The organism is Methylobacterium organophilum, from assembly GCF_022533465.1.
GTDB lineage: Bacteria > Pseudomonadota > Alphaproteobacteria > Rhizobiales > Beijerinckiaceae > Methylobacterium > Methylobacterium organophilum.
Window position 1 is genome coordinate 2,122,227 of sequence record NZ_CP092848.1, and the last position, 12,832, is coordinate 2,135,058.

The following is a 12,832-nucleotide window of genomic DNA, read 5'->3' on the forward strand; positions in this document are numbered from 1 at the left end:
TTATATCATTGGTATAAAGCTTTTTCAATGCGGAGAGCCGTACCATGACCTGCTGCTGTTCCCGAAGGTTAATGCTTATCCACCGGAAAAACCGGTGCCGGGGTACCTGTGCCAAGCGGCGCGCGCCCTCCTCGGGCTCTCGCAATCCGATCTGCGCGAGCTGTCGATGGTGTCGAAGAAGAGCATCAACGATTACGAGAACGCGTTCTCCGACCTCAGCGAGGGATTGGCCCTGCGGCTCCGGCAGGCCCTGGAAGGGCAGGGCGCCCGCTTCGTGCACGGGGACGGGGCCACGGGCGTCGTGACGGGGATGGCGCGGTCCGAGCTCGACCGAAGGTCGCGCTCGCCCCGCAAGAACGAGGCGCCCTCCGACCGCCCGTGAGGCCCCGGGGCCGGGCCGCCTCCGCCCTTCGGCCACGGGCGGCGTCCGGCGGGGTCCGGTCGACGCGCCTCGGTCATCCCGCGGCCAATCCGTCCCGGGGTCCCGCCGGCGGCCCTGGTGAGCGCATCGCGGGCCCGAGCCGGGGCGGCGTCCGGCCGGTGCGCCCGCGGCCCGGCGCCGGGGTGCCCGCCGGTGAGGGTACCGCCGGGAGCGGGGCATGCCGCCACGGCCGGCGGTGCCTCCGTTCGAGGCCGCGGCGAACCCGGCCTCCCGAAACCATGACGCCCGCCCTGCGGGCCGCGGGACCGCCATGATGCCGGACGGCGGCCAGGGCCGCCGCGGGCACCACGTCTCTCATCGTCGCGACGACGATTGGCGGGCGGCGTACGGAGACACCGCCTGGGATCCGACGCCGCACCGCGACGAACCCGATTGTATCCGCGGCCTCGAATCGCCATAAGGACGGGGATGACCCTCGGGATGCGGCAGAAGAGCTTCGACGCCGGGCGTGGCTGGTCGGTGACCGCCCTGCGCCTGCTCGCGCTCGTGCTCGTCCTGCTCATCGCCGCTCCCGACCTGGGCCTGGCAGCCGATTTCGCGTACCACGGCAAGGCACCTGCCGGGACGGAACTCTCGGTGGTCGCGCCGGCCGACGGCTCCGCGACCGACACGTCCGATCCGGGCGTGACCTGTCACGTGCATTGCAGCTGCCACCAGGCCATCACCGCGGACGCCGCTCCCGCGACGGCGCCCGCGGCGGCTGCCCAGCCCAACCGGTCCCGGTCCGTCGGCGCGCTCGCGTCGACCTGGCCGGACCGGCTGTCGAGGCCTCCTCGCGCCTGAGGTGACCGCGCCACCGAGGTGGCACGGGCCGCCCGGCGATCCGCCGGGCCAGTCGATCACCTTACGTGAACATGCGGGATCGACCGTCACCGCCGCGCAGGCGGGCAAGCGGCGTCCCGGTCGAGTCAGGCTCAATGCGCATTCTCCTGTCCGTGGTCATCCTGGCCACCGGCATCGCCATCGGCGGTGCCGTTCCCCGCGTGTCCGAATTCGTCCAGGACGCCCTCGCCTCGGTCGGGGTCCCGAGGATCCACCCGGCGCCCGCCGCCGGTCAGCCCTCCTCCGAGACCGACGTCCCGGAGCCCGCGGGCGAGCATCCCCGCCCGCGAGGGGCGAAGCCGGAGACCGGGCCTGCGACCGCCAAGCATCCGCACGGGGAGGGTGGGGGAGAGGCCGAGCCGACCGTGATCAAGATGCAGCCCGAGCAGGTTTCCGGGCAGGACATCACGGTCGTGACGGTGGAGGGGGGCACGCTCGCGCGCCACCTTCTCGTTCCCGGCACCATCGCGCCGGACGCCGACCGGATCGCCCGGGTGCCCGCGCGCGTGGTCGGGATTGTGGCCGAGATGCGCAAGCGCCTGGGCGAGGAGGTTGTGAAGGGTGAGGTCGTCGCGGTGCTCGACAGCCGCGAGGTCGCGGACGCCAAGAGCGAGTATCTCACCGCCTCAGTGAAGGCAGAGCTTGAGAAGACCAATTTCGATCGGCAGCAGGCGCTTTGGGAAAAGCGCATCTCGGCCGAATCGGCCTTCCTCAATGCCAAGGCCGTCTATTCGGAGGCGCAGCTTCGCGTCGACCTCGCCCGGCAGAAGCTCTCCGCCCTCGGCCTCAACGCCGCCGAGGTGGCGAGCGCGGCCAAACGGGACGAGACCACGCCCAACACCTCGACGCTGCGCCGCTACGAATTGCGCTCACCGCTGAGCGGGCGCGTGGTTGAGCGCAAGGTCGACCTCGGCACCGACGTCGGCGGTCAGGGCGACCCGGACGACCTGTATACGGTCGCAGACCTGTCCACCGTCTGGATCGAACTGGCGGTGCCAACCACCGAACTGGCCAAGGTCAAGGAAGGCGCGCGGGTCCTGGTCACCCCGAGCCAGGGCGACGCCGACAAGCAGGCCGAAGGCAAGGTGATCTTCGTCAGCCCGATCCTGAACCCGGACACACGCTCCGCCCGCGTCATCGTCGGGCTGCCGAACCGGGACATGGCCTGGCGGCCCGGAACCTTCGTCACCGCCGAGGTCGAGGTCGGCCAGGATGCGGTCAAGGTGCGGGTTCCGAAGGCCGCGATCCAGACCGTCGCCGGCGAGAAGGTCGTCTTCGTGCGCACGGCCACCGGTTTCGAGAAGCGCGAGATCGAGCTCGGGCGCTCCGACGACGATGCTTACGAGGTCGTCTCGGGCCTGAGGCCGGGCGACGAGATCGCGGTCGCCAACTCCTTCCTCCTCAAGGCTGAGCTCGGCAAGGCCGCGACCGGCGACAACGACTGAGCGAGAGCCCGCCCATGATCTCCCGCATCCTCGACTTCTCGGTCCACCAGCGCTGGCTGGTGCTGCTGCTGTCGCTGCTGGCCGCCGGCTTCGGCGGCTACGCCCTGACCAAGCTGCCCATCGACGCGGTCCCCGACATCACCAACAACCAGGTGCAGATCAACACGGTCGCGCCCTCGCTCTCGCCAATCGACATCGAGAAGCAGGTCACCTACCCGGTCGAGACCGCGCTCGCCGGGATCAAGGGCCTCGAATACACCCGGTCCTTATCGCGAAATGGCTTCTCGCAGGTCACCGCGGTCTTCGCGGAGAAGCTCGACATCTACTTCGCCCGCCAGCAGGTCGCCGAGCGCCTGTCCCAGGTCAAGCAGGACCTGCCGCCCGACGCCGAGCCCCGCATGGGCCCGATCTCGACGGGCCTCGGCGAGATCTACATGTGGTCGATCCACTACGCGAAGCCGGACGAGCGGACGGTGTCGCCTGCGGGCAAGCCGGGCTGGCAACCGGACGGCAGCTACCTGACCCCGGAAGGCCAGCGGCTCAGGACGGAGCTGGAGCGGGCCGCGTACCTGCGCACGGTGCAGGACTGGATCATCCGGCCCCAGATCAAGACCGTGCCGGGCGTGGCCGGCGTCGACGGCATCGGCGGCTTCGAGAAGCAGTACCACGTCCAGCCGGACCCGACGAAGCTCACCGCCCTCGACCTCTCCTTCTCCGACGTGGCGCGGGCCTTGGAGGCCAACAACGCCAACCAGGGCGCCCGCTACCTGGAGGACAACGGCGAGGGCTACGTCGTGCGCGCGGCCGGGCGCCTGGAGAGCATGGGGGAGATCGAGAACGTCCTCGTCACCACCCGCGGCGGCGTGCCGGTGCGGATCAAGGACATCGCCGAGGTCCGGATCGGGCGCGACCTGCGCACGGGCTCGGCCAGCGAGGACGGGCAGGAGGTCGTCGTCGGCACCGCGCTGATGCTGATCGGCGAGAACAGCCGCACGGTCGCGGCCGCGGTCGACGCCAAGATGACGGAGATCCGCAAGTCGCTTCCGCCCGGCGTCGAGGTCCAGACGGTCCTCAACCGGACGCTCCTGGTCGAGGCCACCATCAGGACCGTGGCCAAGAACCTCGCGGAGGGCGCGGCCCTCGTCATCGTCATCCTGTTCCTGCTGCTCGGCAACATCCGGGCCGCCATCATCACGGCGCTGGTCATCCCCGTCGCCATGCTGATGACCATGACCGGCATGGTCGAGGCGAAAATCTCGGCCAACCTGATGAGCCTCGGCGCCCTCGACTTCGGCCTCATCGTCGACGGGGCGGTCATCATCACCGAGAACGCCCTGCGTCATCTCGCCGAGAAGCAGCACGGTCTCGGTCGCACCCTCGACACCGAGGAGCGCCTCGCCACGGTGCGGGCCTCGGCCGAGGAGATGATCAAGCCGTCCCTCTACGGGCAGGCGATCATCATCCTCGTCTACGTGCCGCTCCTCACCTTCACGGGCGTCGAGGGCAAGATGTTCGAGCCGATGGCGCTGACCGTGATCATCGCGCTGGCCGCCGCCTTCGTCCTGTCGCTGACCTTCGTGCCGGCCCTGATCGCCATCGTGATCACCGGGCGCGTCACCGAGAAGGACAATGTCATCATCCGCGCCCTCAAATGGGCCTATCGGCCCGTGCTGGCCGGGGCGGTGCGGGCGCCGATGGTGTTCATCGTCGCGGCGTTGCTGCTGCTGGCCGGGGCCGGCCTGCTCTTCACCCGGCTCGGCGCCGAGTTCATCCCGACGCTCGACGAGAAGAGCATCGCCATGAACGCGCTGCGCATCCCCTCGACTTCGCTGTCGCAGTCGCAGGCGATGCAGCTCAAGATCGAGCAGGCGATCCGCCGCTTCCCGCAGGTCGCCTACGTCTTCTCGAAGACCGGCACCGCCGAGGTCGCGTCCGACCCGATGCCGCAGAACTCCTCGGACACCTTCGTGATCCTGAAGCCCCAGGAGGAGTGGCCGGACCCGGACCTGTCCAAGGCCGAGCTCCAGGAGAAGATCGAGAAGGCGGTCGGCGCCCTGGCCGGGAACGTGTTCGAGTTCTCCCAGCCGATCCAGCTGCGCTTCAACGAGCTGCTGGCGGGCGCCCGCGGCGACCTCGCCGTGAAGGTGTTCGGCGAGGAGTTCGGGCCGATGACGAAGGCGGCCGACCAGATCGCCGAGATCCTGCGGGGCATCGACGGGGCCGAGGACGTCAAGGTCGAGCAGACGGCGGGCCTGCCCTTCCTGGAGATCAAGATCAACAAGGCGGAAGCGGCGCGGCTGGGGCTCAGCACCGGCGCCGTCCAGGAGGTCATCGGGGCGGCCATCGGCGGCAAGGACGCCGGGCTGGTGTTCGAGGGCGACCGCCGCTTTCCCATCGTCGTGCGCCTCAGCGACAAGGTGCGCGAGAACCGGGAGGCGTTGGAGAACATCCCGGTGCCGCTGCCGCCCGGCCCGAACGGGCGCGCCGCGTCGGTCCTCCTGAAGCAGGTCGCGAGTTTTTCCGTCGCGGAAGGGCCGAACCAGGTCTCGCGCGAGAACGGCCGGCGCCGGGTGGTCGTGACCGCGAACGTCCGCGGGCGCGACATCGGCTCGCTCGTCGCCGAGGCGCAGGCCAAGGTCGCGAGCCAGGTGCGGCTGCCCTCGGGCTACGACGTGACCTGGGGCGGCCAGTTCGAGAACCTCGCCTCGGCCCGCAAGCGCCTGATGATCGTGGTGCCGGTCTGCTTCGCCCTGATCTTCCTGCTGCTCTACTCGGCGCTGGGCTCGCCCCGGGACGCGCTGCTGGTGTTCAGCGCCGTGCCGCTGGCGCTGACCGGCGGCATCGCGGCCCTGTGGCTGCGGGGCATGCCGTTCTCGGTGCCGGCGGCGGTGGGCTTCATCGCGCTCTCGGGCGTGGCGGTCCTGAACGGCTTGGTGATGCTGACCTTCATCAAGCAGCTCGTCGCGGAAGGGCGGCCGCGGCGCGAGGCGATCCTGGAGGGCGCCATGACCCGGCTGCGGCCGGTGGCGATGACGGCGCTGGTCGCCTCGCTCGGGTTCGTGCCGATGGCGCTCGCGACCGAGACCGGAGCCGAGGTGCAGCGGCCGCTCGCGACCGTGGTCATCGGCGGCCTGATCAGCGCCACCTTGCTGACCCTGGTCGTCCTGCCGGCCCTGTACGCGCGCTTCGGCGGCGAGGAGGTCGCGCGCTCCCCGCGCCGGGCCGAGGAGGCTTCGGCCGGCGCGCGGGCGCGGCTCCGGCAGGCGGCCGAGTGACCCGGGCCATGCATCCCCGGACCGGCGAGGCGCGGTCGCGACGGACCCGAGGGGGAGCCCCGTGATGCGGACGTTTCGTCGTGCGCTCGCCACCGCGTTCCTGGGGGCGGCCGGCATCCCGGGGGCGCTTGCCGGGGAGGCACCCTTCGGCCTGCGTTGGGGTCCGCTGACGTCCGTGCCGAAACCGTCCATGGCGGATCGGGAGGGGAACGTCACGGCCCTGTTCTATTTCCAGGGCCGGGCGCCGGCCTCCGGGCCCGATACCGAGCAGGTCGTCCTGGAGGTCTGCGGGGACGAGGGTCTGCAGCAGGTCATCTGGTTCAGCCGCCCCTTCGCGGAGGCCGAGCTCGTGCCGGCCTACGCGGCGATCTACCGGGAGGGGGTGCGGCGCTACGGCGAGCCGCAGGAGGCCGGGCTGCCGAACGCCGTGACGTGGCCGGCGGGGCGCACGCTCCTGGCGGTCCGCCCCGCCGAAGGCGGCGGAAAACGCATCGTCATGGTCGCCGCGGGCGAGCTCTACGAGAAATGCTCGTCGGCGCACGAGGCGGCGACCGGCCACCCCGCCGCCCGCCATACCTCCGACCTGCTCGAATCCCGGGACCGCCGGATGGCGCCATGACCACCCACCGGCCGGCGTTCGACGGCGCTGGCTCCGGCTCATCCTACGAAACTGGAGCGACGGGGAGCATCGATGCGACGAACAGTGATGGTGGCCCTCGGCGTCATGGTCGTGATGTCCGCGCAGGCAGGATCGACGGCCAAGATCGTCGGCATCGGCGCCCAGACCTGCGCAGCGTTCAACCAGGAGATCTCCGCGAACCAAGCTGCCGAGCTGTACTTCTTCGCCTGGGCGCAAGGTTTCATGAGCGGAGCGCTGATTCGTGCGCCGGCAGGAATCGATGAAGACCTGGACCTGACACCGCCGTCCGTCCCGCTTCAGGCCCAAGTCCATTTCCTGCGCACCTTCTGCGCCAAGAACCCGGGTCAGGACTACATGGATGCCGTCAGGGCTCTCTACCATCGACTGCGCGGCCCCGGGATCTAGCCGGGTTCGGCACCGGGCCGGTCGGGGCGGTGCAGCGGCCACGCCGCTGCGGGCAATCCGGGGATCCGGGCCGCCGAAGGCGGCGAGCGCAACGGCCGGCGCCCATCCGCGGCCGGGCCATGCGCGGGCGTCGGTCGGACCGGCACGGGCGGGGAGGGATCGTGATGATCGGCTGGAGGAGGTTCGCGTGTGCCTGGGGGCTGGCCACCGGCGTGACGGGCTGCCTGCACGTGCCCGATGTTCCGGGCTACGCGACGGTCCCGTTCACCCTGCATCTCCCGTCGGGGGAGCGCCTCACGGGCAGCGTGACCACCCGGCTGCTGCGGCGCGAGTTCTACGCGACCGACGGGCGGACGACCTGCAGCGGCCTGTTTCATCCGTCCGGGGCGGGGCTGCCGGCATCCGTCGGGGCAAATTGCTCCAATGGCCAGCGCGGCACCGGGTCGGCCGACGGGACGAGCTCGTTCGCCGGGTCCGGAACGCTGAGGATGGACGGCGGCTCCGCCACGTTCCGGTACGGAGAGGCGATCCAGGGAGGGTAACGGCCCGCGGGATCGGAGCCCTGCCCCCGGAACGCACGGACGCCGACGCGGCCTCGCGCCCGCGCGGGACGGGCGTTCGGAGAGGCGTCGGACCGATCCGCCGGGGCGGTCCGGTGGGCCGGGTCGGTCCCGGCGCGGTTCGCGACGAGCGCGTCGCAATCCGGGGTCGCGTCCCAGCCCTTGCGCCGGCGCAGGCCGGCCCCGCTCGCGTCAGCGTTCCGGACGGCGGCGTCGCCGCGCGGGCCGGCGCGGAGCGCGCCGCCGGCGCTCGCCCCGCCGAAGTCGCGGCCAGGTCCTGGCCCCGCTCCGGTCGGCTCCGCGCGGGTTCGCCCCCGGACCTGCGGACCGAAGAAACGCGCGCCGACGAGCTTCGCCCCGCCCAGGTCGGCCGTCTTGAGCCCGGCCTGGTCGGGGGCCGCGACGCGGAGACCGCCCCCCCGCGGCAGGACCCTGTTCAAGCGGGACGGGCGCAGGTTCGCGCGCCTGAGGTCCAGGCCGGACAGGCGCCCGTCCGAGAGGCTGAGCGGCTTGCCGGCCGCCCGGGCGATCGTCGCCTCGATAGCGGCGCGGGCCGTCCCCGCCTGCGTCATGTCCGGCATCGTCCGGCCGAGGGGGCGGAGCAGGTCGCCCGCGGCCGACGCCGGACCCCGGGCGACGACGGCCGAGAACGGGAGGGCCGCGTGCCTGCGTATGGGTGTCCCCGCGGTTCCCGGCGAACGGGCTCGGGCCCCGCGCACCGCCGGAACCGGCACCGCCGCGCGCCCGCGCGGCTCAATCCGAACGCGGGCGGCATCGGTCGTTTGTGCCCGCGCTCATCGACGCCGGCCTGTCCCGGAACGTCCCCGGCGCCCGACCGGCGCGCCGCGGAGCTGAAGGTCATCGCGCATGTCTCACGCCGACCGCGTCGAGCGCTGGTTCGAGCAGTTTCCCGTGCTCGGGACGCTTCCGGCCGACCACCGGCACATCCTGCGCGGCGCCGTGCGCTTTCCCGTGCTGGAGGCGGGAGCGACCGCCTACGAGCTGGGAGGCGAGTGCGCGAACTACCTGATGTGCATCGAGGGCCGGACACGCGTCTTCCGGATCTCCGCGGGCGGCCGCGAGATGCTGATCTACCGGGTGGGTCCCCGGGGGACCTGCGTCCTCACGACCCAGTGCCTGCTCGCCGGCGGCACCTTCCCGGCCGAGAGCGTCGCGGAGCAGCGCACGGTGCTGGCGGCGCTTCCGGCGGAGACCTTCCGGCACCTCATGGCGGCCTCGGCCGCGTTCCGCGCCTTCGTCCTCGACGATTACGCCAAGCTCATGGCCGTCCTGTTCGGGCTCCTCGACGAGATCGCCTTCACGCCCCTTGAGGAGCGCCTCGCCCGGCACCTGCTCGCCCAAGCGGACCAGCACGGAAGGGTGACCGCGACGCACCGGCAGATCGCGGCCGACCTCGGCACCGTGCGCGAGGTCGTCAGCCGGCATCTCGCCGGCTGGGAGCGCGCGGGATGGATCCGGGTCCTGCGCGGGCAGGTCGAGATCCGCGACCGCATCGCCCTGGCCGGACATCGGCTCCGCCCCTGAGGCCGGGCCGGACCCCGGCGAAGCGCGAAACCCTCCGCGCGAGGAGGGTCCTGCGACGGGTCGCGCCGCCGGCGCGCGGGAACGATCGGGCTCCTCGGACGCTGGCCTCCCCCACCTCCGCGAGACCTTGCGCCGGGCGGCGCGCCCCCGTAAGCATGGCGTATGGTCAGGCTTCGGCAGCGGTGGGACGGGTACGCGTCCGGCGTTTGGCGCCGCGCCCTGGTTTGCCTGCTCGCCATCGCCCTGACCGTCTCCCTGGTGGACCCGGCCCTGACCGCGCCCGCGTCGCCGGACGAGGAAGCCGGCGGGCCCGGCATCGTCATCGTGCTCGATGCCATCTCCGGGGCGCCCGCCGCGGACGAGCCGGCGGACCGCGGCCTTGCGGGGCCTGGCCGTTGCAGCGCGCACTGCCCCTGCCATGCCGTCATCCGGCCGGAGAGCCCGGTCGTGACGCCCCTGCGCATCGCCAGGCCGCCCGAATTCACCCTCGGCACCGCCCGCCTCTCCTCCGTGGCATCGACGCCCCCGAGCGAGCCCCCGCGCGCCTGACCCGCCGGCCGCCGCATGCCGCGGCGGCAACCCGGGTTGCATGGTCATCCCCAGGCCCGGAAGGGAAGGCGCCCGCCCTGCGCGGCGCGGGTCCCGTCGATGCGACGGGGCGGCATGTGGCAGCATCTCGCAGGGTGGGCGATGCCCGTTCCCCTCATCATCGACCCCGAACCGGCGGTCTTCCCGGGCGCGGCGCCGCGTGCCGGCGCGTTCCCGCTCGCTCGTGCGGGCCAGGCCTCGGCGCTCGCCGCGGGTCGGGGACGCCGCGCAGCCGAGCCTCGGCAGGGCGGTACGCCGGAGCCGTCGCGCGGGTCGGATCCGGCCGGGCAATGGTCCGCCGCGGCGGTCCGCCCCGCCCGGGCGCCCAGACCCGCAGGTTCACCGGGTCGTGCCGGCGCCGAAACCTCCGCCCGGCCAGGGGCGCACGGTGCCCGCCGGCCTTCCTCCCCGTCGCCGAGCGCCCGATCGCGGCGGACCCGCGCGGCCTGCAGCCTGTGCGCCGCGCTCCTTCTGGCCGGCGCCACCGGGGGCGCGCGGGCCGAGACCCTGGAGGGTGCCCTCGCGCGCGCCTTCCGCGCGAACCCGGAGCTGAACGCCGCCCGGGCGGGCCTGCGCGCGACGGACGAGGAGATCGTGCAGGCCCGGGCGGGCTACCGCCCCACGATCCGCCTCGACGCCGACATCGGGGTCGAGCGACAGAAGGGCGTCGAGGGCGGGGAACGCTTCGCGCGGACCGCCCTGCCGGGCGGCGCCGGCCTGACCGTCAACCAGACGCTGTTCAACGGTTTCCAGACCGACAACAACACCCGGCGCGCGGAATCGACCGTGCTCGGCCAGCGCGAGAGCCTGCGCCTCACCGAGACGACGACCCTGTTCAGTGCGGTCCAGTCCTACATGGACGTGCTTCAGAATACCGCGACGCTGGAGCTGAACCGCAACAACGTCGCCGTCCTGCAGGAGCAGCTCCGCCAGACGGCCTTCCGCTTCCAGGTCGGCGCGTTGACCCGGACCGACGTCGCCCAGGCGGAGGCGCGCCTCGCGCTCGCCCGCTCGCAGGTGAGCGCGGCGGAGTCGCAGCTGGGCGCCAGCATCGGCATCTATCGCCGGGTCATCGGCGTGGAGCCGCGCCAGCTCTCGCCGGGCCGCCCGCTTGACCGCCCCGTGCCGGGCAACCTCGACGCCGCGGTCGAGATCGGCCTCAAGGAAAACCCGCAGATCGCCTCGGCGCTGCACGCGGTCGATGCCGCCGAGGCGCAGGTGAAGGTGCTGGAGGGCCGGCTCTACCCGCAGGTCGGCCTGACCGGCCAGGTCGCCCAGCGCTACGACCAGGAGCAGCCCGGCGACAACGGCCGCACCGCCTCGATCGTGGGCCGCATCACGGTCCCGATCTATCAAGGCGGATCGGAATACGCGCAGATCCGGCAGGCCAAGGAGCTCGTGGGCCAGACGCGCCTGCAGGTCGAGTTCCTGCGCGACCAGATCCGCGCCGCCGTGGTCTCGGCCTGGGGCCAGCTGGAGGCCGCCAAGGCCCAGGTCATCGCCTCGCAGGCGCAGGTCCAGGCGAACGAGGTCGCGCTCGACGGGGTGCGCGAGGAGGCCCGCGTCGGCCAGCGCACCACCCTCGACGTGCTGAACGCGCAGCAGGAGCTCCTGAACGCCCGCGTGCAGCTGATCCAGGCCCAGCGCAACCGCGTGGTGTTCTCCTACGGCGTCGTGCAGCAGATCGGGCGCCTGACCGCCCGCTTCATCGCGGTGCCGGTGGCGGCCTACAGCCCGAAGACGCACTTCGATCAGGTCAAGGACCTCTGGTCCGGCGTGCGCACACCGGATGGCCGCTGATGGGACGGAAGACCTTCCGCCGCCAGGTCCGCGCCCCGGGGCCGCCCGCTCATCCCTGGCCGGGGCTGCCGGGCGGTCCGGGACCGCCGGCGCGCCCCGACCCGCCCCCGCCTTCGCCAGACACCGCCGAGCGCACCGTCATGTCCCATCCCCGGCTCCGGCCAACCGCACGTCCCCTGTCCCGCGCCGGCGCCGCGCTCCTGATCCTGGCGCTGCCGGCCTGCGCGATCTCGCTGCCGATCTCCCGGCCTGCCGACGGTTCTCCCGGCGTGCCGGGGCAGGACCCGAAGCGTACGGCGCCCCTGGCGTTCCCGGGGCTCGACCCGGAGGATTGGCGCCGGGCGCGCGGCATCCTCGGCCTCGCGTTGGAACCCAGCGGGAACGGTCTGCGCATCCGGTGGGACAACCCGGCGAGCGGGCGGAAGGGCAGCGTCGTGCCGACCGCCGCGCCGGTCGTACGCGCGGGGCGGATCTGCCGCGCCTTCCTGGCCACCGTGGAAGAGGCGCAGCGCACCGCCAGGATCCGCGGCACGGCCTGCCAGAACGTCGGCGACGACTGGGAGGTGACGGAACTCGACCCCGGGAGCAGCGCGCCGGACCGTCAGGGCGTAACGAGGCGCGACGCCGAGCCGACCGGACCCCGCTCGCCCTGATGCGGGCCGCTCCGGGAAGGTTCCGTCAGGCGCGAGGATCACCGTCGGCGCGCCGCTGGCGGCCCGCCTCGGAACGGCGGCACGACGCGCGGACGGACCATCGGGGCGTTCTCACACCGGCGAGGAATCATGGGTTCGTACTGGGGCATCTGGGGAGACCTTCCCAACCACTTGGTGCGGCTGGGCCTCGCCTTCGCGTTCGCATTCCCGCTCGGCTGGAACCGCGAGCGCGAGGCGCGCAGCGCCGGATTGCGCACCTTCCCCATCGTCGCCATCGCCAGCTGCGGCTTCATCCTGCTCGCCAGCGAGCTCCTCGGCGCGCGCACGCCGGAGCAGGCGCGCATCCTCCAGGGACTCATCACCGGCATCGGCTTCATCGGCGGTGGCGCCATCCTGAAGGGGGGCGACAACGTGCACGGCACCGCGACCGCGGCGAGCCTGTGGAACGTGGGCGTGATCGGGGCGGCCGTCGGCTTCGGCTACTACGACCTTGGCCTCATCCCGGCCCTGTCCAACTTCCTGGTCCTCGCCCTCCTGACGCCCTTGAAGCGCAAGCCGCGGACCGCCGCGTCGCAGGACCGGGGCGCCGGCACCGAGCCGGGGGGAGGGCCGGCCGGCACGGGCGGGGCCGGGCACAGCGAATGATGCCCCCCGGGA

12 protein-coding genes are annotated in these 12,832 nt (G+C 72.7%); 11 read left to right on the forward strand and 1 reads right to left on the reverse strand.

What is annotated here, in order from left to right:
* Positions 1-94 precede the first annotated feature (94 nt).
* The 6 genes from MMB17_RS09825 to MMB17_RS09850 all read left to right on the forward strand — a co-directional run bounded on the left by MMB17_RS09825 (position 95) and on the right by MMB17_RS09850 (position 7,029).
* Positions 95-382, forward strand: coding sequence for a helix-turn-helix domain-containing protein (locus MMB17_RS09825; protein ID WP_009864682.1), 288 nt, complete (start codon positions 95-97; stop codon positions 380-382).
* A gap of 480 nt (positions 383-862) precedes the next feature.
* Entirely contained in the window at positions 863-1,225 is a 363-nt protein-coding gene (locus MMB17_RS09830) for a hypothetical protein (protein ID WP_050772664.1), read from the forward strand.
* Positions 1,226-1,359: 134 nt separating this feature from the next.
* Positions 1,360-2,709 carry an efflux RND transporter periplasmic adaptor subunit gene (locus MMB17_RS09835; protein WP_012752978.1) on the forward strand — a complete coding sequence of 450 codons (1,350 nt, stop codon included), beginning with the start codon at positions 1,360-1,362 and terminating at the stop codon, positions 2,707-2,709.
* A gap of 14 nt (positions 2,710-2,723) precedes the next feature.
* Positions 2,724-5,984 (forward strand): efflux RND transporter permease subunit, encoded by a 3,261-nt coding sequence (locus tag MMB17_RS09840; RefSeq protein ID WP_012752979.1) that lies wholly within the window; start codon positions 2,724-2,726, stop codon positions 5,982-5,984.
* Between the two features lie 64 nt (positions 5,985-6,048).
* Positions 6,049-6,603: a hypothetical protein gene (locus tag MMB17_RS09845; RefSeq protein ID WP_012752980.1), complete on the forward strand. Its 555-nt coding sequence runs from the start codon at positions 6,049-6,051 to the stop codon at positions 6,601-6,603.
* Positions 6,604-6,690: 87 nt separating this feature from the next.
* Positions 6,691-7,029 (forward strand): hypothetical protein, encoded by a 339-nt coding sequence (locus MMB17_RS09850; RefSeq protein WP_012752981.1) that lies wholly within the window; start codon positions 6,691-6,693, stop codon positions 7,027-7,029.
* A 373-nt stretch (positions 7,030-7,402) separates the two neighbouring features.
* Here the strand turns inward: MMB17_RS09850 and MMB17_RS09855 are convergent, their stop codons facing one another.
* On the reverse strand, positions 7,403-8,161 hold the full coding sequence (locus MMB17_RS09855) for a pentapeptide repeat-containing protein (protein ID WP_241101816.1): 759 nt from the start codon (positions 8,159-8,161) through the stop codon (positions 7,403-7,405).
* 295 nt (positions 8,162-8,456) lie between these two features.
* On the opposite strand from MMB17_RS09855, the gene MMB17_RS09860 reads away from it, so the two are divergent.
* The 5 genes from MMB17_RS09860 to MMB17_RS09880 all read left to right on the forward strand — a co-directional run bounded on the left by MMB17_RS09860 (position 8,457) and on the right by MMB17_RS09880 (position 12,820).
* Positions 8,457-9,134, forward strand: coding sequence for a Crp/Fnr family transcriptional regulator (locus tag MMB17_RS09860; protein ID WP_009863996.1), 678 nt, complete (start codon positions 8,457-8,459; stop codon positions 9,132-9,134).
* Between the two features lie 162 nt (positions 9,135-9,296).
* The gene (locus MMB17_RS09865) at positions 9,297-9,683 is read left to right on the forward strand and encodes a hypothetical protein (RefSeq protein WP_012752983.1); all 387 of its coding nucleotides are present in this window, start codon (positions 9,297-9,299) and stop codon (positions 9,681-9,683) included.
* Between the two features lie 141 nt (positions 9,684-9,824).
* A complete protein-coding gene (locus MMB17_RS09870; protein WP_241101817.1) occupies positions 9,825-11,522 on the forward strand; it encodes a TolC family outer membrane protein in 1,698 nt (565 codons plus the stop codon).
* Positions 11,523-11,662: 140 nt separating this feature from the next.
* Positions 11,663-12,175, forward strand: a complete 513-nt coding sequence (locus MMB17_RS09875; protein ID WP_066923538.1) for an RT0821/Lpp0805 family surface protein — start codon at positions 11,663-11,665, stop codon at positions 12,173-12,175.
* A gap of 129 nt (positions 12,176-12,304) precedes the next feature.
* Positions 12,305-12,820: an MgtC/SapB family protein gene (locus tag MMB17_RS09880; RefSeq protein WP_050772665.1), complete on the forward strand. Its 516-nt coding sequence runs from the start codon at positions 12,305-12,307 to the stop codon at positions 12,818-12,820.
* Positions 12,821-12,832: the final 12 nt, after the last annotated feature.